Origin of the sequence: Streptomyces sp. Z26 (assembly GCF_003665095.1) — a bacterium.
GTDB classification, from domain to species: domain Bacteria; phylum Actinomycetota; class Actinomycetes; order Streptomycetales; family Streptomycetaceae; genus Streptomyces; species Streptomyces phytohabitans.
Map to the genome: position 1 here is coordinate 4,988,811 of NZ_RCHV01000002.1, position 26,105 is coordinate 5,014,915.

A 26,105-nucleotide genomic window follows, 5' to 3' on the forward strand; every position below is an offset into this window, starting at 1 on the left:
CCGTGCCCGTACGCCGTACGGGCACGGGCGCGGCGCCGTCCCGCTCAGGTCACCTTCACCTTCAGGATGCGGTCGTCCCCCTTCTCCGGGGTGCCGCGCGAGTCCGTCTCGTTCGTCATCACCCACAGCCCGTCGGCGCCGTCCGAGACCACCGCGCGCAGCCGCCCGTACTCGCCCTCCAGGAACGCCTGCGGCTCCGCCACCGGCTTCGCGCCCTTCAGCGGGACGCGCCAGAGGCGCTCCCCGCCGAGACCCGCCAGCCACACCGAGCCCTTCGCCACGGCGATGCCGCTCGGTGAGGCGTCGGACGTGGGCCACTGCTCGACGGGGTCGACGAACCCGCCGCCGTCGCCCTTCTCCGCCTTGCCCTCCGCCTCCGGCCAGCCGTAGTTCCCGCCGGGCCGTACGAGGTTCAGCTCGTCCCAGGTGTCCTGGCCGAACTCCGCCGCCCACAGCCGCTTGTCCGCGTCCCAGTCCAGACCCTGCACGTTGCGGTGCCCGTAGCTGTAGACCACCGAGTCCGACTTCGGGCTGCCGTGCCCGACCGGCTCGCCGTCCGGCGTCATCCGCAGGATCTTGCCGCCCAGGGACTCCTCGTCCTGCGACTGCTCCCGGTCGCCCGCCTCGCCCGTACCCGCGTACAGCATCTTGTCCGGCCCGAACGCGATCCGCCCGCCGTTGTGGATCGCGCCCTTCGGGATGCCCTTGAACACCGTGTCGGGCGCCCCGAGTTGGCTGCCCGGCTCCTTCCCCGCGTCGTACAGCATCCGCACGATGCGGTTGTCCGAGGCCGTCGTCACGTACGCGTACACCATGTCGTCCGTGCCCGCCCGCACGGCGATGCCCAGCAGGCCGCCCTCCCCGCCGGGCGCCGCGCCGGGTACGGAGCCCAGCTCCGTCTTCTTCCCGCTCTTCCCGTCGACCCGCAGGATCCTGCCCGTGTCCCGCGAGGACACCAGCAGGTCGCCGTCCGGCAGCGCGGCCATGCCCCAGGGCGAGTCGAGGCCCGTCGTCACCGTCCGCTCCACCTTCACGGAGCCCTTCGGCGGCGCGCCGGTCGCGTTCCCGTCCGGTTTCCCGGAGGCCGTGCCGTCCGCCGACGGACCGGGTGACCTCTCGCCGGAGCCGTCCCCGGAGCCCCCGTCCGACGAGCAGCCCGCCGCGAACAGCGACCCCGCCACGAGCGCCACCGCGGCCGCCCGCAGGGGCCGTACGGGCCGTACGGACAACGGTTGCCTGAGCACGATCAGCGCCTCCCGAATTCGCCAACACCCCACCGGTACGGGCCGTACCACGTCACCGCGGCCGCACCCGTACCTCCCAGCACACCACACCCGGGGGCCGCGCGGCCCGTACGGACCGGTGCCCGCCGGGGGCGCGGGCCGTCAGTCCCACGAGCCCTGCGCCTCCGGCAGCGCCCCTATCTCCGCCAGGTCGCCCACCGTCAGCAGCAGTTGGGCCGCCCGCGCGTTCTCCACTGCCCACGCCGCCTTCTTCGTCCCCGGCACCGGAACCACGTGCCGCCCCTGCGCCAGCAGCCAGGCCAACGCCACCTGCGCCGGGGTCACGTCCCCGTGCCGCGCGGCGATCCGCCGCAGGCACGCCACTATCGGCTGGTTCGCGGCCATCATCTCGGCGGTGAAGCGCGGGTGCCGCGCCCGCACGTCGTCCGGCTCGAAGCCGCTGCCCGGCGTCAGCGTGCCGGTGAGGAAACCGTTGCCCAACGGCATCGCCGCGAGGAAGCCCACCCCGCGCGTCTCGCACCACGGCAGCAGCGTCTCCAACGCCTCCCGCGACCACACCGACAGCTCCGCCTGCACGCTGCTGACCGGGAACACCTGCTGCACGCGCTCCAGTTGGCGCAGCGTCGTCGCGTGGATCGACGCGTCCGTACGCCGGTCCGCCCGCCGGTCGGCCCGCGCTCCCATGGCGCACAACCCCAGCGCGCGCACCTTCCCGGCCGCGACCAACTCCGCCATCGCGCCCCAGGTCTCCTCCACGGGCACCTCGGGGTCGGGCCGGTGCAGCTGGTAGAGGTCTATCCGGTCGGTCTGGAGCCGCCGCAACGACGCGTCGCACGCCCGCCGCACGTACCCGGGCCGCCCGTTCGCCACGATGTGCTGCTCCCCGGCGAGCAGCCCGCCCTTCGTCGCCACGAACACGTCCGCCCGGCGCTCCCGCAGCACCCGGCCGAGCAGCAGCTCGTTCGTGTACGGGCCGTACATGTCCGCCGTGTCCAGCAGCGTCGTGCCGTGGTCGAGCGCTGCGTGGACCGCCCGCACCGAGGACTCGCCGTCCCGCTGGGACGAGGTGTACCCCCAGCTCATCGGCATGCAGCCGAGCCCGATCGCCCCCACCCCGAGTGCCGCCGCACCGACAGTCCTGCGCTCCACCTGGACGTGCTCCCTCCCGCGAGGCACCCAAAGTAGCGGGTGTCCCCGACAGCCCTCGCATAGCCTCGGGCCATGGCCTCAGTGACATCAGGAACCCCGGGGACCGCCCCCCGTACCGGCGCCGAAGTGTGGCTCCCCGTACCGCCCGACGAGATCGACGGCCTCCCCGACTCCCTCACGTACCGCCACTGGGACGGCGCCGACGACTTCCCCGCCGACCCGGCGGACTGCGCCTTCTACGTCGTCCCGTACATGCGGCCTCCGGAGGTCTGCGTACGCCCCCTGCGGCAGATGACGGGCCTCCGGGTGGTGCAGACTCTCACGGCCGGGGTCGAACACGTCACTCCGGCCCTACCGGATCTGCCCCGGGGCACCCGGTTGTGCAACGCGAAGGGCGTCCACGACGCCAGCACCGCCGAGTTGGCCCTCGCCCTGACGCTCGCCTCGCTGCGCCGCATCCCGGAGTTCGTACGGGCCGAGGGGGAAGGCGAGTGGTTGGCGGGGGTGTATCCGGCGCTCGCCGACCGTACCGTGCTGATCGTCGGCTACGGGGCCATCGGCGCCGCCGTCGAGGACCGGCTGCTCCCGTTCGAGGTGGCGGAGGTGCTGCGCGTCGCACGTACGGCCCGTACGACCGCGCGCGGCGGGGTGCACGCGCTCGCCGAACTACCGCGGCTGCTGCCGTGCGCCGACGTCGTGATCCTCTGCACCCCGCTCACGGAGGAGACGCGGGGCCTGGCGGGGGAGGCTTTCCTCGCCCGGATGAAGGACGGCGCGGTGCTCGTGAACGTCGCGCGAGGAGGGGTCGTGGACACGAACGCGCTGCTCGCGGAGGTGCGTTCGGGGCGGCTGCGCGCGGCCCTCGACGTCACCGACCCCGAACCGCTGCCGCCCGGCCACCCCTTGTGGACGGTTCCGGGCGTACTCGTCAGCCCCCATGTCGGCGGCGCCAGTTCGGCGTTCCTGCCGCGCGCCCGGCGGCTGCTGCGGCGGCAGTTGAACCTGTGGGCCGCGGACGAACCCCTCGGGCATGTGGTTGCCACCGCGGGATGAGTGGGCAGTAATCCTAGTCGTTACGGTCTGTATCGGGGCTATTCCGGTGTGTGACCAACTGGTGTATCGTCCCGACCGGGGAGAAACCAGGACACGAGGGGGGCGACGGGCGAATGCGCGGCCATGGGGCTGCCCATCCAGTGCGGCACGCACCGGGGGGCCTGCACCGCGAACCCGTGCGACGGCCGCCGTCCTGTTGGGGGTGCGATGAGCGTTGAAGGAGCGACTCCGCGACAGAACTGCTGGGGGCGGGCCGACCAGCGGTCGGACGCGCGCGACGGACAGGCCCGGCGGGGCCCGTCCGCGCCGGACGGGGGCCGTACGGGCTCCCGGTTCCGCCTCCCACCGCTCCCCGGGGTCGGGCGGCTCCGGGTCGGCGCCGACGGGCGCGCACGGTCCTGCCCCGTGCCACAGCTGGTGCTCGCCGTGGTCTGCGGCGCGTACGCCACGGGGGCCGCGTTCGGCTGGGGCTCCGAGATGGTCGCGCTCATCATGGGCGACTTCGGGCTGAGCGCCTCGGCGCTGCTCGCCGCCGCCTCCTGCTTCTGGTACGCGAAGACGCACCGCGGCAACCGCTTCCGGCCCGCCTGGTTCCTCTTCGGCCTCTCGTCCGCGATGGCGGGCCTCGGCAACGGCATCTGGGGCTGGTACGAGGTGGTGCTCGGGCGCCCCGTCCCCGTCGCCTCCGCGGCCGACCTGTGCTTCCTGCTGTTCGCGCCGCCCGCGCTGATCGGCCTGCTGGTGCTCGCCAAACGCCCCGTCACCCGGGCGGGTTGGGTCTGCCTCGGGCTGGACGCCTGGCTCATCGGCGGCTCGCTGCTCACCCTGAGCTGGTCCCTGGCCCTGGCGCACACCGACGCCTGGCGCGACGGCAGTCCCGCGCGCGCCGCGCTGAGCCTGGGCTACCCGCTGCTCGACATCGCGCTCGTGAGCATAGCTCTCGTACTGCACTTCCGGAGCACCGGCGCCAGCCGCACCGCGGTCAACACGGCGGTGAGCGCGCTGGCCCTGACGGTGCTCTGCGACGCGCTGTTCACCTTCCCGCTGCTGCACGAGAGCTACACCTCGGGCCACCTGCTGGACGCGGGCTGGTTCGCGGGCTCGCTCATGCTGGCGTGGGCGCCCTGGGTCGGGCGGCGCTCCGGCGCCGAGGCTCCCGAGCAGCCCGTGCCCGCCGAGGCCGGAGCGGACACGCCGCGACCGGAGACGCCGCACCACGGACGTCCGATCGCCAGCTCGCTGGCGGCCCTCACGCCGTACCTCTCGGCCGCCGTCTGCACGCTCGGCATCATCTACAACTCCCTGGACGGCAGCGAGTTGGACCGCGTCGTCCTCTTCACCGGCTGCACGGTGGTGCTGGCCCTCGTCATGCGCCAGGGCATCATGCTCCTCGACAACATCGCGCTGACGCAGGAGTTGGCCCACAAGGAGAACCACTTCCGGTCCCTGGTGCAGGGCTCCAGCGACGTCATCATGATCGCCGCCCCCAGCGGAGCCCTGCGGTACGTCTCGCCCGCCGCCGCCGGGGTCTACGGACGCGACAGCGACTCGCTCATAGGGTCCGAACTGGCCGCCCTCATCCACCCGGAGGACCTCGCGCGGGTCCTGCACGAGGTCCGCCGCTTCCTCGCCGCACCGCCGGGCGCGGGGTCCTCCACCCGTATCGAGTGCCGCTTCCGGCACGGCGCGGGCCACTGGCTCAACGTCGAGTCGACGGTCAACCGCTACCACGGCGGACTGATCTTCAACTGCCGCGACGTCACCGAACGGGTCCGACTCCAGGCGCAGTTGCAGCACAACGCCTCGCACGACGCGATGACCGACCTGCCCAACCGCGCTCTCTTCACCGACCGGGTGCGCAAGGCCCTGTCCGGCCGCCGCGGCGGTGACAGCGAGGCCGCCGTCCTCTTCATCGACCTCGACGGCTTCAAGGCCGTCAACGACACGGTCGGCCACCAGGCGGGCGACGAGCTGCTGATCCAGGCCGCCCAGCGGCTGCGGGAATCCGTACGGGCCGGGGACACCGCCGCGCGGCTCGGCGGCGACGAGTTCGCCGCGCTGATCCTCGGCGACCCGGGCCCGCACCCGGCCGACGAGGCGGCGCGCGAGCACCGTATCCGGGAGATCGCGGACCGGCTGCGACTCCGGCTGTCCGAGCCGTACCGCGTGGCGGGCGCCGAGATGCGCGTCGCCGCCTCCATCGGCATCGCCTTCGCCGAGCCGGGCATCTCCCCGGCCGACCTCCTGCGCAACGCCGACCTGGCGATGTACCGCGCCAAGCAGGCGGGCAAGGCCCGCGTCGAGCTGTACGCGCCGCAGATGCAGACGGACGTGGCCCGTCGGACCGAGCGGGCGGACCAGATGCGGGGCGCGCTGCACCGCGGCGAGTTCGCCCTGCTGCACCAGCCCATCGTGGAGCTGGGCAGCGGCACCGTCACCGGCGTCGCGGCGCAGCCGCGCTGGCGGTCGGCGCAGGGCATCCTCTTCACCCCCGCCGAGTTCCTCCGCACCGACAGCCGCTCCCGAGGTGCCCAACAGGGCGACCGGGCGGGCGAGATGAGCCGCTGGCTGCTGGAGGAGGCCGTCTCCCAGGCCGCCGCCCGGCACCGCGCCGGGATCGACGCGCCGGTGACCGTACGGCTCTCCGCCGGTCGTGTCACCGACCCGTCGCTGGCGCTGAGCCGCGTCGAGGAGCTGCTCGCCCGGCACGCGCTGCCGCCCGGCTCGCTCATCCTGGAGCTGTCCGACAGCGATCCGCGCATACCGCTCGACGAGTTGGAGCAGCGCCTGCACGCGCTGCGGCGCCTGGGCGTACGGATCGCGCTGGACGGCTTCGGCAGCGGGTACGCCGCGATGGCCGCGCTCCGGCGGCTTCCGCTGGACATCCTCTGCCTGGACCGGGGGCTGGTCGACGGCATCGTGGAGTCCGTACGGCTGCGCAAGATCACCGCCGGGCTCCTGCGCATCGCTGGCGACCTGGGCCTGATGTCCATCGCGGACGGGGTGGACCTGCCCGAGCAGGTCACGCTGCTGCGCGCGATGGGCTGCACGCACGGTCAGGGCGCGGCGTTCTCCGGCGCGCTGGACGAGCACCGGCTGCGCCGGGCGCTGGCCCGCGGCGGATACCCGGTTCCCGGCACCGGCCCGGCGGCGGGACCGCTGGCGGGCCCGGTACGGGCGGCGCGGGACCGCAGGGGCGCCGACCGCGCCGCCGCGGAGCGCGTCGCGGCGGACCGGGCGCGGGGCGAGGAGCGCGTACGGGGCGACCGGGCCGCGGCCGAGCGGGTCGGTGCCGAGCGGGTCGGTGCCGGTGTCGGTGCCGACCGCGTCCCGGCGGACCGCGGGCACCCCGACCGGGTGCCGCCGGACCGGGCGGCGGCGGAGCGCAGAGGCGGCGGACGTTCCGTCGTGGTGGCCGGAGGGCTGCCGGTCCGGCGGGGAGGGCTGTCCGGGCCCGACCCCGTGACGCATCCCCCCTTACGCTCAAATGGTGAGACGTCCGTCCCACCAACTTGACACTTCGTGGCCTGCCGGAGGAAGGTCAGTCCCATGCGCACCCGAATTCTCGTACTTGGACAGCGCGTCTGCTGACCGGGACCCCCAAGTCCCGCGTCCCAGCGGCGCGCTCCCCTCGCTTGCCATCCGGCACGGGGGGTTTTTTGTTGCACCAGCACCGGAGCACCACCCGCCGTCCCCACCGCAAAGCAGGCAAAACGGCGCCACGGCAGGACCGCGCCACCGCACCATCCGAAGGCCGCACCACCCGAGCACCGCAGCACCCGAGGACCGCACCACCGCGACACCGCAGCACCGAAAGACCGCGCACCGCGCGCCACTCGCGCGCCACCAGCGTCAACCCTCACTCTCCGAGAAGAGACAGACGATGACCGAGCAGGCCACCGGGGCCCCCAAACCGCAGCCGCGGGCCCGTAGCGGCGGGCACCAGCAACCCGCCACCGTCGAGCAGATGACCGGCGCCCAGTCCCTCATCCGTTCTCTCGAGGAAGTCGGCGCCGACACCGTGTTCGGCATCCCGGGCGGCTCGATCCTGCCCGCGTACGACCCGATGATGGACTCGACCGCCGTCCGCCACGTCCTCGTCCGCCACGAGCAGGGCGCGGGACACGCCGCCACCGGTTACGCGCAGGCCACCGGCCGCGTCGGGGTGTGCATGGCGACCTCCGGCCCCGGCGCCACCAACCTGGTCACGCCCATCGCCGACGCCCACATGGACTCGGTGCCGCTGGTGGCGATCACCGGTCAGGTGGCCTCGCAGGCGATCGGCACGGACGCGTTCCAGGAAGCCGACATCTGCGGCATCACCATGCCGATCACCAAGCACAACTTCCTGGTCACGGACCCCGCCGAGATCCCCCGTACGATCGCGGAGGCGTTCCACATCGCCTCCACCGGCCGCCCCGGCCCGGTCCTCGTGGACATCGCCAAGGACGCGCTCCAGGCCACCACGTCCTTCTCCTGGCCCCCGCAGCAGGACACCCCCGGCTACCGCCCGGTCACCAAGCCGCACGCCAAGCAGATCCGCGAGGCCGCGAAGCTGATCGCGGCGGCCGAACGGCCCGTGCTGTACGTCGGCGGCGGTGTCCTGAAGGCGCGCGCCACCGGCGAGTTGAAGGTCCTGGCCGAGCTGACGCACGCGCCCGTCACCACCACCCTGATGGGCATCGGCGCGTTCCCCGACAGCCACCCGCAGCACCTGGGCATGCCGGGCATGCACGGCACCGTCGCCGCCGTCACCGCCCTCCAGAAGGCGGACCTGATCGTCGCGCTGGGCTCCCGCTTCGACGACCGGGTGACGGGCAAGCTGGACTCGTTCGCCCCGTACGCGAAGGTGGTGCACGCCGACATCGACCCGGCGGAGATCGGCAAGAACCGGGCCGCGGACGTGCCGATCGTCGGTGACGCCCGCGAGGTCATCGCGGACCTGGTCGTCGCGGTCCAGGCGGAGTACGAGTCGCGCCGCGCGGACGGCGCCGCCCCCGACGGCTACCGGGACTGGTGGACGCAGCTGGACCGCTGGCGCGAGACGTACCCGCTGGGTTACGACCTGCCCGACGACGGCTCCCTCTCCCCGCAGCAGGTCATCGAGCGCATCGGCCAACTCGCCCCGGCGGACACGGTGTACGCGGCCGGTGTCGGCCAGCACCAGATGTGGGCGGCGCACTACATCCGCTACGAGCGCCCCGCCACCTGGCTGAACTCCGGCGGCCTCGGCACCATGGGCTACGCGGTGCCCGCCGCGCTCGGCGCCAAGGTGGGCGTGCCGGACCGTACGGTCTGGGCGATCGACGGCGACGGCTGCTTCCAGATGACCAACCAGGAGCTGGTGACCGCCGCGCTGAACAACATCCCGATCAAGGTCGGGATCATCAACAACGGCGCGCTCGGCATGGTCCGGCAGTGGCAGACGCTGTTCTACAACCAGCGCTACTCCAACACCGTCCTGCACGCGGGCCCGGAGGCCGACGGCAAGACGCCGTCGCACGGCACGCGCGTCCCCGACTTCGTGAAGCTGGCGGAGGCGATGGGCTGCGTCGGCATCCGCTGCGAGCACCCGGACCAGCTCGACGCGGTCATCGAGAAGGCCAACTCCATCAACGACCGGCCCGTCGTCGTCGACTTCATCGTCCACGAGGACGCGATGGTCTGGCCGATGGTCGCGGCAGGCACCTCCAACGACGAGGTCATGGCGGCGCGCGGCGTCCGCCCCGACTTCGGCGACGGCGACGACTGAGGATACGGAGACACCACGGATGTCCAAGCACACACTCTCCGTCCTGGTGGAGAACACGCCGGGAATCCTCGCCAGGATCGCGTCACTGTTCTCCCGCCGCGGGTTCAACATCGACTCGCTGGCGGTCGGCGTGACCGAGCACCCCGACATCTCGCGCATCACCATCGTGGTGAACGTCGAGGACCTGCCGCTGGAGCAGGTCACCAAGCAGCTCAACAAGCTGGTGAACGTCCTGAAGATCGTCGAGCTGGAGCCGGGCGGAGCCGTCCAGCGCGAACTCGTCCTGGTGAAGGTCCGCGCGGACAACGCGACCCGCTCCCAGATCGTCGAGATCGTCCAGCTGTTCCGCGCGAAGACCGTCGACGTGTCGCCGGAGGCCGTGACCATCGAGGCCACCGGCGGCAGCGACAAGCTGGAAGCCATGCTCAAGATGCTGGAGCCGTACGGGATCAAGGAACTGGTCCAGTCCGGCACGATCGCCATCGGGCGCGGGGCCCGGTCCATCACCGACCGTTCCCTGCGCGCGCTCGACCGGAGCGCCTGAGACCGCCCGCTCACCCGTACCGCGCCCGCCATACGGTGGGCGGCACCACGTTCGTCCGCGCGCCGAGCCCTTCGAGCACGGACAAGCACCGAGCCAGACAAGCAAGGAGATTCCCGAAGTGGCCGAGCTGTTCTACGACCAAGACGCCGACCTGTCGATCATCCAGAGCCGCAAGGTGGCCGTGCTGGGGTACGGCAGCCAGGGGCACGCGCACGCGCTGTCCCTGCGCGACTCGGGCGTCGATGTGCGGGTGGGTCTGCACGAGGGCTCCGCGTCCCGCGCGCGGGCCGAGGAGCAGGGCCTGCGTGTGGTGACGCCCGCCGAGGCGGTCGCCGAAGCCGACGTGATCATGGTGCTGGTGCCGGACCCGATCCAGGCGAAGGTGTACGAGGAGTCGATCGCCCCCCACCTGAAGGACGGCGACGCGCTGTTCTTCGGCCACGGCCTCAACATCCGCTTCGGTTTCATCAAGCCCTCGACGAACGTCGACGTGTGCATGGTGGCCCCGAAGGGCCCGGGTCACCTGGTGCGCCGCCAGTACGAGGAGGGGCGCGGCGTGCCGTGCATCGCGGCGGTCGAGCAGGACGCGACGGGCAAGGCGTTCCCGTTGGCCCTCTCGTACGCGAAGGCGATCGGCGGCACGCGGGCGGGCGTCATCAAGACGACGTTCACCGAGGAGGCCGAGACCGACCTGTTCGGTGAGCAGGCCGTGCTGTGCGGTGGTACGACGGCGCTGGTGAAGGCCGCCTTCGAGACGCTGGTCGAGGCGGGCTACCAGCCGGAGATCGCGTACTTCGAGTGCCTGCACGAGCTGAAGCTCATCGTGGACCTCATGTACGAGGGCGGCCTGGAGAAGATGCGCTGGTCGGTGTCCGAGACCGCGGAGTGGGGCGACTACGTCACGGGCCCGCGGATCGTGAACGACCAGACCAAGGCCGAGATGCGGCAGGTGCTCGCGGAGATCCAGGACGGTTCGTTCGCGAACAACTGGATGAAGGAGTACAACGCGGGTCTGCCGAAGTACAACGAGTACAAGAAGGCCGACGAGGACCACCTGCTGGAGACCACCGGCAAGAAGCTCCGGAAGCTGATGAGCTGGGTCGACGACGAGCGCTGACGCGCGCACCGGACGGCGGCCCGCCCCGCGCGACCGCCGTCCCGCCGCCCCGGTGCCACCGGCGCCGGGGCGGCGGCGCACGGCGCGTACGAGCGCCGCGCGCACCGGGGGAGCACGCCGCCGGGACGGGCCGTGCGCCCGTGCCCCGGGCCAGGTCACGGACGGGTGACCGGTCCGCCGGAACGGGCGGTGCGCCTCCTCACCGGTGGCTACACTTGCCGGAAACATGCGCGTCACAGGCTCACAGCGTCGTGCGTCTCCACGCGACTGCCAACCGTCCACCGCCTTCGGCCAACGGGACGCGGCCGTCCCTCCTCCCGTGGCTCCGCGCACACGGGCGGTGCCCCCTGGACACGTGAGGACTGAGACCCAAGTGAGCAAGCCCGTAGTACTCATCGCGGAAGAGCTGTCGCCCGCCACGGTGGACGCGCTCGGTCCGGACTTCGAGATCCGCCACTGCAACGGCGCCGACCGTACGGAGCTCCTCGCCGCCGTCGTCGACGTGGACGCCATCCTGGTGCGCAGCGCCACCAAGGTGGACGCCGAGGCCGTCGCGGCGGCCCGCAAGCTGAAGGTCGTCGCCCGCGCGGGCGTCGGCCTCGACAACGTCGACGTGCCCGCCGCCACCAAGGCCGGCGTCATGGTCGTCAACGCGCCCACCTCCAACATCGTGACCGCCGCCGAGCTGGCCTGCGGCCTGCTCGTCGCCACGGCCCGGAACATCCCGCAGGCCAACACGGCGCTGAAGAACGGCGAGTGGAAGCGCAGCAAGTACACCGGCGTGGAGCTGGCCGAGAAGACCCTCGGCGTCGTCGGCCTCGGCCGGATCGGCGTGCTGGTGGCGCAGCGGATGTCGGCCTTCGGCATGAAGGTCGTGGCGTACGACCCGTACGTGCAGCCCGCGCGGGCGGCGCAGATGGGGGTGAAGCTGCTGTCGCTGGACGAGCTGCTGGAGGTCTCCGACTTCATCACCGTCCACCTGCCGAAGACGCCCGAGACGCTGGGCCTGATCGGCGACGAGGCGCTGCACAAGGTCAAGCCGGGCGTCCGCGTGGTGAACGCCGCGCGCGGCGGCATCGTCGACGAGGAGGCGCTGGCGTCGGCGCTCAAGGAGGGCCGCGTCGCGGGCGCGGGCCTGGACGTCTACGCCTCCGAACCGTGCGTGGACTCCCCGCTGTTCGAGTTCGACCAGGTCGTCTGCACCCCGCACCTGGGCGCGTCGACCGGCGAGGCGCAGGAGAAGGCGGGCATCTCGGTGGCCCGTTCCGTGCGCCTGGCGCTGGCCGGTGAGCTGGTGCCGGACGCGGTGAACGTACAGGGCGGCGTGATCGCCGAGGACGTACGCCCGGCGCTGCCGCTGGCGGAGCGCCTGGGCCGGATCTTCACGGCGCTGGCGGGCGAGGTCGCGGTGCGGCTGGACGTCGAGGTGTACGGCGAGATCACGCAGCACGACGTGAAGGTGCTCGAACTCTCCGCGCTGAAGGGCGTGTTCGAGGACGTCGTCGACGAGACCGTGTCGTACGTCAACGCGCCGCTGTTCGCGCAGGAGCGCGGCGTCGAGGTGCGGCTGACCACGTCCAGCGAGTCGCCCGAGCACCGGAACGTGGTGGTCGTACGCGGCACCCTGGGCACCGGCGAGGAGGTGTCGGTCTCCGGCACCCTGAGCGGCCCGCGGAACCAGCAGAAGATCGTCGCGGTCGGTGAGCACGACGTCGACCTGACGCTCGCGGACCACATGGCGTTCCTGCGCTACAGCGACCGGCCGGGTGTCGTCGGCACCGTCGGCCGGGTGCTGGGCGAGGCGGGCATCAACATCGCGGGCATGCAGGTGTCCCGGGCGACCGTGGGCGGCGAGGCGCTGGTGGCGCTCACCGTGGACGACACGATCCCGCAGGCGGTGCTGACGGAGATCGCGGGCGAGGTCGGCGCGACCTCGGCCCGCAGCGTCAACCTGGAGGACTGACCGGGGAGTTCCGGCGCCGGGGGACGGACCGGCGCCGTACGTCCGAGGGCCCGGACCGCGCGGAAGCAGCCGCGCGGTCCGGGCCCTCGCGCGTGCCGCGTTCCGTGCGCGAGGGCGTATGTGGAGGCGGGGCGACCGCTTCGCTCTCACTTCCCCGGGGGCGGATGAATTTCCTCCGCTTGTGGCCTAGCGTCACCGTAGCCGGAGGAAAACCATCCACCTGTGCCTCCGTGCCGGTCGCCAGCGGAGGTGTGGCATGCGTGCGGACGCACAGCAGAACCGCGTACAGATCCTGCGGGCCGCCCGCGAGGTCTTCGCCCACGAGGGCCCGGACGCGCCGCTGGACGAGATCGCCCGGCGCGCGGGCGTCGGCGTGGCGACGCTCTACCGCCGCTTCCCGTCCCGTGACGAGCTGATCCGGGCGGTCGTCGTGGACACCCTGGAGGCGCTGTACGCGGCGGCAGCGCGGGCGGCGGCCGAGGACGGCGACCCGTTCGAGGCGCTGCGGCGCTTCACGCACACGGTGCTCGACCTGCACATCGGCGCGGTGATGCCGTCGCTGGCGGGCCGCTTCGAGACGGAACGGGTGCTGCGGGAGGCGCCCGACGCCGTCGTCCCGTTGCAGCGGCTGATGGCCAGGGCGCAGGAGTCGGCGCTGCTGCGGGCGGACGTGGCGCCGGGGGACGTCGTGTTCATGGTCGTACGGCTGACCCGACCGCTGCCCGGCGGCGGCTTCCCGCAGGACACGGCGCTCGCGCACCGGCAGTTGGAGATCTACGTCGACGGACTACGCCCGTCGGCCGCGTGGCCGCGCCGCGAGAAGCTGCCGGGACCGGCGATCGGCGCGGCCTGGTTCCGGCGCGTCCGCGAGCGGATGGCGGGCGGCACCGGGCCCTGCGTGCCGGAGGGGGACGGCGCGGCGGGCGCCGAGGTGGGCATGACGGGAGCGCGTCCGGCGGGCGCGGTGAACGGGGCGCTGCTGGCCGAACCGGCGCCCGCGCCCGCGTCCGTACCGGCGGGCCCGGCCGACTCCCGCCGCCGCGGGTGCCGTTGACGGCACGCTCCGGCAGCGACCTTACGACGGGGCCCTACGGCGGCCAGGCGTACGTGAGCCGCGCCGCCTTCAGCGCCATGTGCAGCAGCAGCCGGTCGGCGCCCTCGTGCAGGTCGAGGCCGGTCAGCTGCTCCACCCGAGACAGCCGGTAGTAGAGCGTCTGCCGGTGCACGCCCAACTCCGCCGCCGTGCGCCCCGCCTGACCCGCGCGGTCGAGGAACACCTCGGCGGTGACGGCCAGTTCGCGGTGCGCGGGCGTCAGCAGCTTCCGTACGACGGGGTCGGGCGCACCTGGCGCGCCCTCCCGCGCGCCGTCCTCCGTACCGGCGCCGCCCCGGCCCGCCGGGGTCGGGGCGGCGGGCGGGGCGAGTCCGGTGAGCAGCCGGTACGGGCCGACGGACGCCCACTCGGCGACGGGCCCGTAGCGCGGTTCGGCCAGGGCGGCGCGCGCCGAGGCCAGCGCCTCGTGCCAGGCGCCGGGCAGCGCGGCGAGGTCACGCGCGGGCGTACCGATCCCGGCCCCCGCCCCGCCCTCCGCCGCCCCGCCGGGCGCGGCGGACAGCAGCCGTTCGGCGGCCGTCCGCGCGGGGCCGAGGCTGTCGCCCGCGCGCAGCCGCACGAGCGCGGCCAGCGCGGGCGCGTCCCGAACGGGCCCGCGCGGGCCCGTGGTGCCGGGCGGCAGCACGCACCGGGCCAGCACGTTGGGCGGTACGGGCGTCCCCGCCGTACGCCCCGCGTCCGTGCCCGCGCCACCCGTCTCCCCGGCGTCCGTATCCGCGCCGCCCCCACGGTCGCCCCCGCCGCCCGGCCACGGCGCGACCGCCACCAGCGCGAACGGCCCGCCGCCCGCCTGCCCCAGCGCCGTCCGCAACCGGTCCGCCGCCGCCGCGCGGTCCCCGGCCCCGGAGGTGAGCAGCGCCCGCAGCAGCTCGCCCGCCTCCGCGCCCGACCGCGTCTCCGCCGCCAGCAGCGCGCCGATCCGCACGGCGGCGGCCTGCGCCTGCGCGAGCCGTGGGTCGTCGAGGTCGAGGACGCCCTCGTCCAGCAGCCACACGTAGCCGTACACCACGCCCCCGTGCCGTACGGGCAGGCAGATCCGCCCCGTGACGACGCCCGCCGACGGGTCGGGCGGGATGCGGACGGGGCCGGTGGCGCGCGTGATGCCGTAGCTCTCGAACCAGGCGCGGACCGCCGCCGTCGAACGCCGGTGGAGGATCGAGCGCGTACGCACCGGGTCGAGCACCGGCTCGGGGCCGTCGGCGCGGCCCTCGTGCGCGCCGAACGCGATCAGCCCGAAGTCCCGGTTCTCCAGTGTCGCCAGGGTGTCGAGCAGGACGGAGATCTCGTCGACCAACGACTGGTAGTCCTCGCGCATACGCTCCTCGCCCCCGCCCGTTCCGTACTCGCTCCCCATTCTCATACACATGTCTGAGATACGGCACACGGATGCGTGACAGCTGTCGATGGCAGCGGGGCGGCGCTGTCCCTAGGTTTCACGGAGGCTCACCCCGTCGTCCGACCCCGTTTCCGCTGGAGGTGCCCGTGCTGGGTCCCGTGCTCCTCGCCGCCGCGCGCAGCGACGCGATCCGTCGCGCCGTCTCGGCCGCGCCCGTCACCCGGCCGGTGGTCGACCGCTTCGTCGCGGGCGAGCACCTCGACGAGTCGCTGCCCGCCGTCCGCGCCCTCACCGACCAGGGGTTGGACGTTACCCTCGACCACCTCGGCGAGGACATCACCGACCGTTCCGAGGCGCTCCGCAACCGCGACGCGTACCTGGCGCTCACCGACGCCCTCTCCGCCCAGGGGCTCGGCCCGCGCGCGGAGATGTCCGTGAAGCTCTCCGCCTTCGGGCAGGCGCTGCCGAACGGGCACGACATCGCGTACGCGAACGTGCTCCCCGTCGTCGAGCAGGCCGCCGCCGCGGGCACCACCGTGACCCTCGACATGGAGGACCACACCACGGTCGACTCCACCCTCGCCATCCTCGCGGAGCTGCGGAAGCGCTTCCCGCAAACCGGCGCCGTCGTGCAGTCGTACCTGCACCGGACCGAGGACGACTGCCGTGCGCTGGCGGGGGAGGGCTCGCGGGTGCGGCTGGTGAAGGGCGCGTACGACGAGCCCGCCACCGTCGCCTTCCAGCGCAAGCGCGACGTGGACCGCGCGTACGTGCGCTGCCTGGGCATCCTGATGACCGGGGACGGCTACCCGATGGTCGGTTCGCACGACCCGCGGATCGTCGCGATCGCACAGGAGCTGGCGCGGCGCGCGGGGCGGAAGCCGGACGGGTACGAGTTCCAGATGCTGTACGGCATCCGGGCCGCCGAGCAGCTGCGCCTCGTGGCGGAGGGGCACCGTATGCGGGTATACGTCCCGTACGGCACGGACTGGTACGGCTACTTCATGCGCCGCCTCGCGGAGCGCCCCGCCAACACGGCGTTCTTCCTGCGCTCCCTGGCCACCCGGGGCTGAGCGGCCCACCATTGCAGTCGGTCGGCCGGAGAACCCGGCCGCGCCACCCGGAGCGGCGCACCGCCGCGCGTTCCGGACCGCCGTACGACGAGCCCGCCGTACGACCCGAACCGCCGAACCCGAACCGCCGCAACCGAACCGCGAAGGAGACACGGCCGCCATGGACGCTGTGACCCAGGTCCCCGCCCCGTACAACGAGCCGGTGCACACCTACGCCCCCGGCAGCGCCGAGCGCGCGCGTCTGGAGGCGAAGCTCAAGGAGCTGGCCGAGAACCCGGTCGACCTGCCCATGACGATCGACGGCGTGAAGCGCATGGGCGGCGGCGCGCGCGTCGACGTCGTGCAGCCGCACGACCACAAGGCGGTCCTCGGCACGTTCGCCACCGCCACCCGGCAGGACGCGCAGGACGCCATCGACGCCGCGCTCGCGGCCGCGCCCGCCTGGCGCGCGCTCTCCTTCGACGACCGCGCCGCGATCATCCTCAAGGCCGCCGAGCTGCTGGCCGGTCCGTGGCGCGAGACCATCGCCGCGTCCACGATGCTCGGCCAGTCGAAGACCGCGCAGCAGGCGGAGATCGACGCCCCCTGCGAACTGGTCGACTTCTGGCGCTTCAACGTCCACTTCGCCCGCGAACTGATGGAGGAGCAGCCGCTCGTCCAGCCCCAGGGCGTCTGGAACCGGATGGACCACCGGCCGCTCGAGGGCTTCGTCTACGCGATCACGCCGTTCAACTTCACGGCCATCGCGGGCAACCTCCCCACCGCCCCCGCCCTCATGGGCAACGTGGTGGTGTGGAAGCCGTCCCCGACGCAGACCCACTCCGCCGTACTGCTCATGGAGATGCTGGAGGAGGCCGGTCTGCCCAAGGGCGTGATCAACCTCGTCACCGGTGACGGCAAGGAGGTCTCCGAGGTCGCGCTGCCCCACCCGGACCTGGCGGGCGTGCACTTCACCGGTTCCACGGCCACGTTCCAGCACCTGTGGCGGACGGTCGGCGAGAACATCGCGCGCTACAAGGCGTACCCGCGTCTCGTCGGCGAGACCGGCGGCAAGGACTTCATCGTCGCCCACCCGACCGCCGACCCGGCCCTGCTGAAGACGGCGATCACGCGCGGCGCCTTCGAGTACCAGGGCCAGAAGTGCTCCGCCGCCTCCCGCGCCTACATCCCGCGCTCCCTGTGGGAGGGCGGGCTCAAGGAGGAGCTGGCCGCCGAGGTCGACGGGCTGACGATGGGCGACGTGAGCGACCTGTCGCACTTCATCGGCGCCGTCATCGACGACCGCGCGTTCGCCAAGAACAAGGCCGCGATCGACCGCGCCGCGTCCGACCCGACGTGCGAGATCGTCGCGGGCGGCACGTACGACGACTCCGTCGGGTACTTCGTCCGGCCGACCGTGATCAGCTGCACGGACGCCGAGAACGAGGTCTTCAAGCTGGAGTACTTCGGCCCGATCATCGCCGTCCTGGTGTACGAGGACGGGGAGTTCGACGCGATGCTGGAGCAGATGGAGTCGGCTTCCGCGTACGCGCTGACCGGCGCCGTCATCGCCCGTGACCGGCAGGTGCTGGCGGCCGCGTCGGAGAAGCTCCGCTTCGCGGCGGGCAACTTCTACCTGAACGACCGGCCGACCGGCTCGATCGTCGGGCAGCAGCCGTTCGGCGGCGCGCGCGCCTCGGGCACCAACGACAAGGCGGGTTCGAAGTTCAACCTGCTGCGCTGGATGTCCCCGCGCGCCATCAAGGAGACGCAGGTCGCCCCGACCGACTACCGCTACCCGCACATGGGCTGACCGCGTCGCGGGTACGTCCCGCGCTCCGCGGCACCACTGAGGCCCGGCACCCGCTCATCGGCGGGCGCCGGGCCTCAGGCGTGCGCCCCGAAGGGTGCGCGGTGCCGGGTCCGTGACCGTGGTCACAGTGGAGAACCGCAGGTGGGAAGGGGTGCCGTCTCAAATGCTAGGAAGGCCAAGTAAAAGCGAGACATCGGCGCCCACGGCTCTTACCTTGGAATGAGCCGAACGTCTCGCTCCATCGGGCGACTGGCGGACGCGGCACCGTGCGATCGAGCAGGCGACCCCTGCGGCACCGGAGCCCCCGCCCCTTCCGGCGCGTTGAATCCCCCATTTCTCGCACTGTCCTGAAGGAGCTGCTGAACCATGGACGAGACCGCCCGCCGCCGCACCCGTCACGCCGCCCGCCGCAACACCCGCCCCGCCGACCCGCGGAACGCGGACCGGCGCAACGCCGCGGCCGCCCTCCAGCGCGCCCTGGACCGCCGCGACAACGGCGGCTCGACCGGGCACTGACCCGGCCCGCGCCCGTCGCGCCCGTACGGGTACGACGCACGCGCCCGGCGTCCCGTACGGGCCCAGCCCGTCGGCACGCGCTCAGCCCGTCGGCCGGCGCTCGACCGTGAAGTGGTCGACGCGTCGGCCGCTCTGCGCGAGCGCCGTCACCTCCAGCCGCGGGGCCCGCCCCGACGTCCCCGGCCGGGACTCGACGGCCAGGAACGAGAAGCCGGTGTAGCGCACCCGCGACCACTCGACCTCCTCCGTCACCTGCTCGCCCGTCCCCGCCCAGCGGAACGACGGCACGCTGTCGCGCTCCTTCTCGTGCCCCTCGTAGCTGTCGGGCACGGGGAAGTCGTACAGCTTCTTGCCCGCCCCGCCCGCCGTCACGTACACCGTGCCGTCCCGCGCCGGGTCCGTGGTGCCGCCGGGGGGCAGCTTCCGCGTCGCCCGGTGGCCGCGTACGGGGTCGGTGCGCTCGTAGACGTGGTTGTGTCCGTTGATCACCAGGTCCACCCGGTGCTTCTCGAACAGCGGCACCCACTCCTCGCGGACGCCGCCCTCGGAGGCGTGCGTGCTCGTCGAGTAGGCGCAGTGGTGGAAGAAGACGACGACGAAGTCGACGTCCCCGTCCCCGCGCAGCTCGCGCAGCCGCCGGGCCAGCCAGCGGGTCTGGGCGCCGTCCGTGTAGCCCCTGTTGGCGGGGATCTCGTACGACACGTCGTTCGCGTCGAGCGCGACGACGGCGACGTTGCCGTAGCGGAACGAGTAGACGCCCGGCGCCTTCTGCGGGTCCGGGCCGTTGGCCGGGAGGGACCAGCGGGCGGACTGGCCGCCGTAGCCCTCGGGGAGTACCACGCCTCCATGTCGTGGTTCCCGGTCGTCACCATCCACGGCACGCGCGCCGCGACCGGCTCGGTCTGCGCGAGGAACTGGTCCCACACGCGGGCGTCGTACGTGTCCTCCCGCTCGCCGTGGCCCGACTCGTCCGCGTAGCAGATGTCACCGGCGTGCAGGTGGAACGACGGGTTCTGCCCCAGCAGCAACTGGTCGTTGGCCAGCGCCTCGTAGCTCACGCCCTGGTCGCCGAAGGCCGTGAAGACGAACGGCTCGTCCGCCCCGTCCGGCGCCGTCGTGAACGAGCCGAGCGTGCCGAGGCGGTCGGCCGCCGTCGGGTCGAAGCCGTCGTGGCCGACGCCGTAGTAGTACGTCGTCCCCGGCCGCAGCCCGTCGAACGCCGCGTGCAGATGGAACTGCGTGACCTCCGGCAGCTTCCGCGACAGCGCGGGCGTGTGCAGCTTCCGCACCTCCGCCTCGATCCTCCGGTCCAGCTCCCAGGGGCGGAGGCCGATCCGGACGTACGGATTCCGTACGGCGAGGGGGACCTGCCACGCCACCCGCATCCGGGTGCGCGGGTCGTCGCCGAACGCGAGACGGCGCCCGAAGGGGGCCACCAGCGAGCCGTCCACCCGTACCGGCGACAGCGCGGCCGGAGCCGTACCGCCCCCGCCCGTACCGCCCCCGCCCGTACCGCCCCCGCCGTCCGACCCGTCGGAGGTGCAGCCCGCCAGTCCCGCACCGGCCGTGCCCGCGCCCGCCACGGCGAGGCCGCCGGCGCGCAGCAGGCCGCGCCGGGACACGCCGCGTGACGACAGCCGCGCGCGCAGGTACTCGTGCTGCTCCGCCATGCTCATCCGCGCCGCCAACCGGTCCGGAATCCCCATCCGCGGTGTCTCCATGGGAGAAAGCTCGCAGCGCACGGCAACTCCCCGGCGTCGTCGGCGCGTACACGCGGTGAACCACACCCGACCGGCACACGCTCGTCCGCATCGTGGACGTACTTGTGTCACCCCCTGGGACCGGGAGTACGCTCCGCCGCATGGCGCGCAACATCGATCTCGCAGTGATCCCCGGTGACGGCATCGGCCAGGAAGTGGTGGCGCAGGGGCTCAAGGTCCTCTCCGCGGTCCTTCCCCAGGACGTGAAGCTGGAGACCCGGCAGTACGACCTCGGCGCCCGCCGCTGGCACGAGACCGGGGAGACCCTGCCCGACGCGGAGCTGGAGCGGCTCAAGGAGCACGACGCGATCCTGCTCGGCGCCATCGGTGACCCGTCCGTACCCTCCGGCGTACTCGAACGCGGCCTGCTGCTGAAGCTCCGCTTCGCCTTCGACCACTACGTCAACCTGCGCCCCTCGAAGCTGTTCCCCAACACGGCCACCCCGCTGGAGGGCCGCCCGGACATCGACTTCGTCGTCGTCCGCGAGGGCACCGAGGGCCCCTACGTCGGCAACGGCGGCAGCCTCCGCACCGGCACCCCCGCCGAGGTGGCCACCGAGGTCAGCCTCAACACGGCGTACGGCGTGGAGCGCGTCGTGCGCGACGCGTACGAGCGGGCCAAGGCGCGCCCGCGCCGGAAGCTCACCCTCGTGCACAAGAACAACGTCCTGGTGCACGCCGGTCACCTGTGGAAGAACCTCTTCGACCAGGTCGGCCGCGAGTACCCCGAGGTCACCACGGACTACCTGCACGTCGACGCCGCGACGATCTTCTTCGTCACCGACCCGGCCCGCTTCGACGTGATCGTCACCGACAACCTCTTCGGCGACATCCTCACCGACCTCGCCGCCGCCGTCACCGGCGGCATCGGCCTCGCCGCGTCCGGGAACATCAACCCCACGGGCGACTTCCCCTCGATGTTCGAGCCGGTGCACGGCTCCGCGCCGGACATCGCGGGCACCGGCAAGGCCGACCCCACCGCGACCATCCTCTCCGTCGCCCTGCTGCTGCGGCACCTCGGCCACGAGCCGGAGGCCACCCGTGTCGAGGACGCCGTCTCCGCCGACCTGGCGGAGCGGCCCGCGAACCGTACGACGGACGAGACCGGCGACGCGATCGCCGTACGGGTGGCCGGCTAGGAAGTGCCCGGGGAGCCGCCGCGCTCCTCCCGCACCCGCCGCGCCCGGCCCGCCGTACCCCCGCCCCCCGTGGGGGCGCGGCGGGCGGCGGCGCCGTGGGCGCCCATCACCCGACACCCGACCGCCGCCGTCGCCCGTACCCGGGTCGCTGGGCAACCGGGCGGTTGGGTGTCACCATCTATGCAGGACCGCCACCCGCGTCCGTCCCGCGGTCCGGCACACGCCACAATCGACGTGGGCCACCTCGCGGGGGGAAGCTCGGACGTCCTAGTAACGCCGGGACGGCGCGGCGCGGTCCGACACGACACTCAGCGAAGGACGCGCTCATGACGACCCGAATCGACTTCGACCTCAAGCCCTCGGCACAGCCGCTGTCCGCCGCGGAGCGCGAGGCGGTGCTGGCCGACCCGGGATTCGGCCGCCACTTCACCGACCACATGGTCACCATCAAGTGGACCGAGGGCCGCGGCTGGCACGACGCGCAGCTCCAGCCGTACGCGCCGCTCCAGATCGATCCGGCCAACATGACGCTGCACTACGCGCAGACGATCTTCGAGGGGCTGAAGGCGTACCGGCAGCCCGACGGCTCCGTCGCCACCTTCCGGCCCGACGCCAACGCCCGCCGCTTCCAGCGCTCCGCCCACCGCCTGGCCATGCCCGAACTGCCCGTCGAGACCTTCGTCGAGGCGTGCGACCTGCTGGTCTCCACCGACCGCGAGTGGGTGCCCAGCCAGGGCGAACAGTCCCTCTACCTGCGGCCGTTCATGTTCGCCACGGAGGTCGGCCTGGGGGTCCGGCCGTCCAACGAGTACCTGTTCATGGTCATCGCCTCCCCGGCGGGCGCGTACTTCCCGCAGGGCGTCAAGCCCGTCTCCGTCTGGCTCTCCGAGGAGTACGTGCGCGCCGCGCCCGGCGGCATGGGCGAGGCGAAGACTGGCGGCAACTACGCCGCGTCGCTCGTCGCCCAGGCCGAGGCCGCCGCGCAGGGCTGCGACCAGGTCGTCTGGCTCGACGCGCTGGAACGCCGCTACATCGAGGAGATGGGCGGCATGAACCTCTACCTCGTGCGCGGCACGGGCGACGACGTCACCATCGTCACCCCCCAACTCACCGGCACCCTCCTCCCGGGCATCACCCGCGACTCCCTGCTGAGGATCGCGGAGGACCTCGGCTACGGCACGGAGGAGGCGCGCGTCTCCACCGACGACTGGCAGTCGGGCAACGCGGACGGCACCCTCACCGAGGTCTTCGCCTGCGGCACGGCGGCGGTCATCACCCCGGTCGGGCATGTGAAGTCGGCACGCGCGGAGTGGACCGTCGGCGACGGCGAGACGGGCCCGGTGACGAAGCGCCTCCGCGACGCGCTCCTCGCCATCCAGACGGGCCAGGCCCCGGACCCGTACGCCTGGATGCACCGCCTGACCTGACCCGAACCCCGCCGCCCCCGGCCCGTGCCCCGCGCGGACCACGAACGGGCCGGGGACGGGGGCGCGTTGCGGCCGTCATGCCTGCTGGTAACAGGCGGACACGACGGTGACCTCGATCAGGGACGTCTTGTCGCTCTCCTCGCTCTCGGCCAGCAACCTGACGTCCACCGAGTTCTTCCCGTCGGCCGAGTCCGCGACGATCTGCGGGGTTCTCGCCCGACTCCCGTCCGGGCCGTCCTTGACGATCTTCCAGCCCCGACGCGGAAGTTGCTCCCGCAGCCGCTCCATCGCCCCGGCCAGGTCCTTGACCGGCGCACCGTGGAGGCTCCAGGCGTGACGGGCTTGACGGACATCGTTCTCGTCCGGATAGCCCGCACACGGGACCGTTGCCGCCCCGGGCTCGGTGGCCTTTCCCTTGACCGCCAGTAGATCGAAGATCTCACTCGAGGCGTGCTCGACCTGTGCGGTGAACTCCTTCTCATCGCCAACCTGCACTTTCGGTCCTTCCTCCTGCCCGCATCCTGAGAGAACCACGGCTGCCGCGAGTATCGCCATCGCGGTTGTTCTGCTACTCAAGCTCTGCCCTGTCGTCTCGCCCCGTGATGACCGCCGCCTGATTCCTCAGGCTGAGTGATTCCTCGTTCCAGAAACCGCTGTGGTCGGGGGAGTCGGACCGCATGACGTTGCCCCCGAATCGCTCATCCGTCGGAATGATGAAGTCATCCCCGTGTCCGGCGGCCCGCCCGCCCAGTCGTACGGCGTGGTCGTCCCACGCGCCACCCATCGCCCACACGTGTTCCGCACCGATACCCAGGTCCGCGGCGTGGTCCTGCTGAACGCCCGGACTGCCGACGAACAGCATGTCATCGGCCAGGGGCTTGTCCTTCCAGCTCCCTCCGTACGCCGCTTCGCCGATCGTCGTGGACCCGTAGCTGTGGCCGATCACGGTCGTGTGCGCGCCGCCGGTGCGGCCGTCGGAGCCGTCGTGTGCCACACCCGTTCCCTCGAGGAACGAACGCAGGCGCGGCCCCCCGTTCTCGGCGCGCGACCCTTGCGCCGCTTCACGAATCCCGTCAGGAGCGTCGTAGTCGAACCAGAGCACCGTGGAGATCTTCGTGTCCGGTGACATCCTGTTGCTCTCGGTCCAGAGGCGCTCACCGCGTTCGATGTTTCCACCGATCTGGCCCAGGTCCGTTCCTGTGCCGGGGACGAACACCGCTGTGTGGTCGGCGTGATCGGGGTTGCCGTTGGCGAGGATCACCTTGCCGTTCCCCTCGCCGGTGGCGTCGAATCCGAGCAGGTACGCCGGGGGGAGCCCGTCGTTCCCGGTCGCGGCGAAGCGTTCGTCGATGTGGGAGATACCTCGGAGGTTGCGTTCGAGACGATCCTTCCTGGACCCGTACTTCTCCTCCCACTCCCGCACCCGTTCCCGCTGCTCCCGCCAGCCTTGCGCGTCGGAGCCGCCTGGATGGGCGTACAGACCGGGCTTCGGTGGGATGGAGGCCAGTTCCAGCTGGTAGTGGCCCTTCTTCTCCGCGAGCACCGCGCGGTTGGCCTCGTCGCGAACGTCGGCGGGCACTCCGTCCAGCGCGCCGACGGACGCGGGGTACAGGGAGACGTAGTCGGCCTGCTCCTGTGCGCTCAGCCCCTTCCACCACGCGGCGTTGTCCTCGGGGTCCCGTCCCCGGGGAATGTCGCTCTCGTCGAGGTACGGGGTCGCGACCTTCTGTACGGCGCCCTGGTCCCCGTGCACATCGGCCCAGTCCGCGGCACTCACGGTCAGGTCGTTCTGCGCCTTCAACCGGCGGAGCTTCGGTGCCCACCGCTCGTCGGCTTCGGCGGCGTCCGCGAGAGCGCGGCCGATGCGGTCCGCGAACGTCTGCGCCTCGACCCGTTTCGCCTCGGGGTCGGCCAGCGGCACCCAACTGTCCTGGGAGGTCACGCCTTTCTGGCCGAGGAACGGGTTCTCCTCGGACCTCCAGCTGACCGAGCCGTCGGTTCCGTCGACCGTGAACCCCGCGTTCCGAGCTTCCAGTTCAGCCGTTCGGAGCTTCTTCTTCGCGGCCCGCAGTTCCGCGGCGAACGCGTTCAGGGCGGCGCTGATCAGGCCGCACTCCACCTGCGTGTAGTGCAGGCTGTCGGTCAGGCGGGTCAGCCGAGCACGGGCGGCGGAGGCGCCCTCGCCGACCAAGCCCTCGCTCTTGTCCACCGACGACGCTGCCGGATCGGGGAACGTCTTGGCCACGATCTGGTGGGCGAGGCGGTCCTTGGACACCCGTGCGGCGGTGCTCACCGCGTGGTAGCCGTCGGCCGCCTGCTCGAACTCGGCGGGCTTCACCTGCCGCAGCGTTCTGTACGAGAGCACTTCCGGTCACCGTTCCCGGGACGAGTGGCCGCCGGAAGGGTCGTTGCCGACCGGCCTGGTCTCCTCGGCTCGGAATGCCCGCTTGATCTCTTGCTCGTTCCGGTAGTGGTCGCTGCCGGCCTTCTCCAGCTTGCCCGTCAACTCGACGCACTCACGGACGATCAGGTCCAGGTAGCGGTTCCAGGACCTGTGGACGGCCAGCTGCGCCGAGCCCGTACGCAGTTCTGTCACGGCAATGTCCTTCGCGCGCAGGCCCGCCTGGTTCTCGTCCAGTTCGGTCGCCCCCTTCCTGAGGGTGCTCCGCACTCCGCTCAGCCCTTCCGAGGCGCCGCTCCACAGTGTGGTGTCGGATCTCAGCCCGCCACCCGAACCGCCCTTCTCGTGCCAGGAGGGAGGATCGGGCCTCCCCGCCGAGGCGAGTGAGGTCCGCGCGTCCCCACGCTCGGCGTCCCCGTCCTCCGCACCGCCACCGTCGCCGCCCGTGCCGACGAACGTCGAGATCGCCGAGTGGCGCTCGTCTCCCATGCTGGTTTCTCCGTGGTTGTTCGAGTCCGTCACTCCTGGACGCATTCTGGTGGCGCAGCGTACTGGGCGCGTGAGTACGTGTACTCAGACCGTGACGCGCGCCCGCGCCTTCCGCATCGTGAGACGCCCCCGCGTACGCCGTGCCGCGCGTGCCACACTCCGTGCGTGCTCTCGTTCGCCATGATTATTGGTGACAGCGCGCCGGTCCGCAGTGACCGCTGAGCCGCACTCAACCC

At 72.5% G+C, this 26,105-nt stretch carries 18 protein-coding genes and 1 pseudogene; 12 read left to right on the top strand and 7 right to left on the bottom strand.

Annotated elements, in window-relative coordinates; genetic code table 11:
- Positions 1–44: 44 nt before the first annotated feature.
- A complete protein-coding gene (locus tag D7M15_RS21780) occupies positions 45–1,205 on the bottom strand; it encodes a PQQ-dependent sugar dehydrogenase (protein ID WP_121521197.1) in 1,161 nt (386 codons plus the stop codon).
- A 180-nt stretch (positions 1,206–1,385) separates the two neighbouring features.
- Positions 1,386–2,393 (bottom strand): aldo/keto reductase, encoded by a 1,008-nt coding sequence (locus D7M15_RS21785; RefSeq protein WP_121519041.1) that lies wholly within the window; start codon positions 2,391–2,393, stop codon positions 1,386–1,388.
- 72 nt (positions 2,394–2,465) lie between these two features.
- On the opposite strand from D7M15_RS21785, the gene D7M15_RS21790 reads away from it, so the two are divergent.
- The 7 genes from D7M15_RS21790 (at position 2,466) to D7M15_RS21820 (ending at position 13,876) form a co-directional block, all read left to right on the top strand.
- The gene (locus D7M15_RS21790) at positions 2,466–3,446 is read left to right on the top strand and encodes a 2-hydroxyacid dehydrogenase (RefSeq protein ID WP_121519042.1); all 981 of its coding nucleotides are present in this window, start codon (positions 2,466–2,468) and stop codon (positions 3,444–3,446) included.
- Positions 3,447–3,851: 405 nt separating this feature from the next.
- Positions 3,852–6,962 (top strand): EAL domain-containing protein, encoded by a 3,111-nt coding sequence (locus tag D7M15_RS21795; RefSeq protein WP_240649417.1) that lies wholly within the window; start codon positions 3,852–3,854, stop codon positions 6,960–6,962.
- A gap of 367 nt (positions 6,963–7,329) precedes the next feature.
- A complete protein-coding gene (locus tag D7M15_RS21800; protein ID WP_121519043.1) occupies positions 7,330–9,198 on the top strand; it encodes an acetolactate synthase large subunit in 1,869 nt (622 codons plus the stop codon).
- A gap of 19 nt (positions 9,199–9,217) precedes the next feature.
- On the top strand, positions 9,218–9,742 hold the full coding sequence (gene ilvN, locus D7M15_RS21805; protein ID WP_121519044.1) for an acetolactate synthase small subunit: 525 nt from the start codon (positions 9,218–9,220) through the stop codon (positions 9,740–9,742).
- 118 nt (positions 9,743–9,860) lie between these two features.
- Positions 9,861–10,859, top strand: coding sequence for a ketol-acid reductoisomerase (ilvC, locus tag D7M15_RS21810; protein WP_121519045.1), 999 nt, complete (start codon positions 9,861–9,863; stop codon positions 10,857–10,859).
- Positions 10,860–11,232: 373 nt separating this feature from the next.
- Positions 11,233–12,822 carry a phosphoglycerate dehydrogenase gene (serA, locus tag D7M15_RS21815; protein WP_121519046.1) on the top strand — a complete coding sequence of 530 codons (1,590 nt, stop codon included), beginning with the start codon at positions 11,233–11,235 and terminating at the stop codon, positions 12,820–12,822.
- 256 nt (positions 12,823–13,078) lie between these two features.
- Positions 13,079–13,876, top strand: coding sequence for a TetR/AcrR family transcriptional regulator (locus D7M15_RS21820; protein ID WP_240649418.1), 798 nt, complete (start codon positions 13,079–13,081; stop codon positions 13,874–13,876).
- Positions 13,877–13,910: 34 nt separating this feature from the next.
- Here D7M15_RS21820 and D7M15_RS21825 read toward each other — a convergent pair whose 3' ends face one another.
- Positions 13,911–15,251, bottom strand: a complete 1,341-nt coding sequence (locus tag D7M15_RS21825) for a helix-turn-helix domain-containing protein (RefSeq protein ID WP_121519047.1) — start codon at positions 15,249–15,251, stop codon at positions 13,911–13,913.
- 167 nt (positions 15,252–15,418) lie between these two features.
- On the opposite strand from D7M15_RS21825, the gene D7M15_RS21830 reads away from it, so the two are divergent.
- The 3 genes from D7M15_RS21830 to D7M15_RS28595 all read left to right on the top strand — a co-directional run bounded on the left by D7M15_RS21830 (position 15,419) and on the right by D7M15_RS28595 (position 18,653).
- Complete coding sequence (locus D7M15_RS21830; RefSeq protein WP_121519048.1) at positions 15,419–16,345, top strand: proline dehydrogenase family protein; 927 nt, start codon at positions 15,419–15,421, stop codon at positions 16,343–16,345.
- A 160-nt stretch (positions 16,346–16,505) separates the two neighbouring features.
- Positions 16,506–18,137 (top strand): L-glutamate gamma-semialdehyde dehydrogenase, encoded by a 1,632-nt coding sequence (pruA, locus tag D7M15_RS21835; RefSeq protein WP_121519049.1) that lies wholly within the window; start codon positions 16,506–16,508, stop codon positions 18,135–18,137.
- Positions 18,138–18,503: 366 nt separating this feature from the next.
- On the top strand, positions 18,504–18,653 hold the full coding sequence (locus tag D7M15_RS28595) for a hypothetical protein (RefSeq protein WP_165906315.1): 150 nt from the start codon (positions 18,504–18,506) through the stop codon (positions 18,651–18,653).
- An 81-nt stretch (positions 18,654–18,734) separates the two neighbouring features.
- On the opposite strand, the pseudogene D7M15_RS21840 reads toward D7M15_RS28595, so the two are convergent.
- A pseudogene (locus D7M15_RS21840) lies at positions 18,735–20,374 on the bottom strand (metallophosphoesterase family protein).
- Positions 20,375–20,514: 140 nt separating this feature from the next.
- Here D7M15_RS21840 and D7M15_RS21845 point away from each other — a divergent pair.
- Both D7M15_RS21845 and D7M15_RS21850 read left to right on the top strand, forming a co-directional pair.
- Positions 20,515–21,552: a 3-isopropylmalate dehydrogenase gene (locus tag D7M15_RS21845; protein WP_121519050.1), complete on the top strand. Its 1,038-nt coding sequence runs from the start codon at positions 20,515–20,517 to the stop codon at positions 21,550–21,552.
- Between the two features lie 326 nt (positions 21,553–21,878).
- Complete coding sequence (locus D7M15_RS21850; protein ID WP_121519051.1) at positions 21,879–22,979, top strand: branched-chain amino acid aminotransferase; 1,101 nt, start codon at positions 21,879–21,881, stop codon at positions 22,977–22,979.
- 75 nt (positions 22,980–23,054) lie between these two features.
- Here D7M15_RS21850 and D7M15_RS21855 read toward each other — a convergent pair whose 3' ends face one another.
- The 3 genes from D7M15_RS21855 to D7M15_RS21865 form a co-directional block, all read right to left on the bottom strand.
- Positions 23,055–23,474, bottom strand: a complete 420-nt coding sequence (locus tag D7M15_RS21855; RefSeq protein WP_121519052.1) for a hypothetical protein — start codon at positions 23,472–23,474, stop codon at positions 23,055–23,057.
- Between the two features lie 73 nt (positions 23,475–23,547).
- Entirely contained in the window at positions 23,548–25,344 is a 1,797-nt protein-coding gene (locus D7M15_RS21860; RefSeq protein ID WP_121519053.1) for an alpha/beta hydrolase, read from the bottom strand.
- 6 nt (positions 25,345–25,350) lie between these two features.
- A complete protein-coding gene (locus tag D7M15_RS21865) occupies positions 25,351–25,869 on the bottom strand; it encodes a hypothetical protein (protein ID WP_121519054.1) in 519 nt (172 codons plus the stop codon).
- Positions 25,870–26,105 lie beyond the last annotated feature (236 nt).

What these genes read in the sequence shown, in the direction of transcription:
- D7M15_RS21790 (WP_121519042.1), top strand. Translation starts at nt 2,466, where the DNA reads ATGGCCTCAGTGACATCAGGAACCCCGGGGACCGCCCCCCGTACCGGC.
- D7M15_RS21800 (WP_121519043.1), top strand. Translation starts at nt 7,330, where the DNA reads ATGACCGAGCAGGCCACCGGGGCCCCCAAACCGCAGCCGCGGGCCCGT.
- ilvN (WP_121519044.1), top strand. Translation starts at nt 9,218, where the DNA reads ATGTCCAAGCACACACTCTCCGTCCTGGTGGAGAACACGCCGGGAATC.
- D7M15_RS21820 (WP_240649418.1), top strand. Translation starts at nt 13,079, where the DNA reads ATGCGTGCGGACGCACAGCAGAACCGCGTACAGATCCTGCGGGCCGCC.
- D7M15_RS21825 (WP_121519047.1), bottom strand. Translation starts at nt 15,251, where the DNA reads ATGCGCGAGGACTACCAGTCGTTGGTCGACGAGATCTCCGTCCTGCTC.
- pruA (WP_121519049.1), top strand. Translation starts at nt 16,506, where the DNA reads ATGGACGCTGTGACCCAGGTCCCCGCCCCGTACAACGAGCCGGTGCAC.
- D7M15_RS28595 (WP_165906315.1), top strand. Translation starts at nt 18,504, where the DNA reads ATGGACGAGACCGCCCGCCGCCGCACCCGTCACGCCGCCCGCCGCAAC.
- D7M15_RS21845 (WP_121519050.1), top strand. Translation starts at nt 20,515, where the DNA reads ATGGCGCGCAACATCGATCTCGCAGTGATCCCCGGTGACGGCATCGGC.
- D7M15_RS21850 (WP_121519051.1), top strand. Translation starts at nt 21,879, where the DNA reads ATGACGACCCGAATCGACTTCGACCTCAAGCCCTCGGCACAGCCGCTG.
- D7M15_RS21865 (WP_121519054.1), bottom strand. Translation starts at nt 25,869, where the DNA reads ATGGGAGACGAGCGCCACTCGGCGATCTCGACGTTCGTCGGCACGGGC.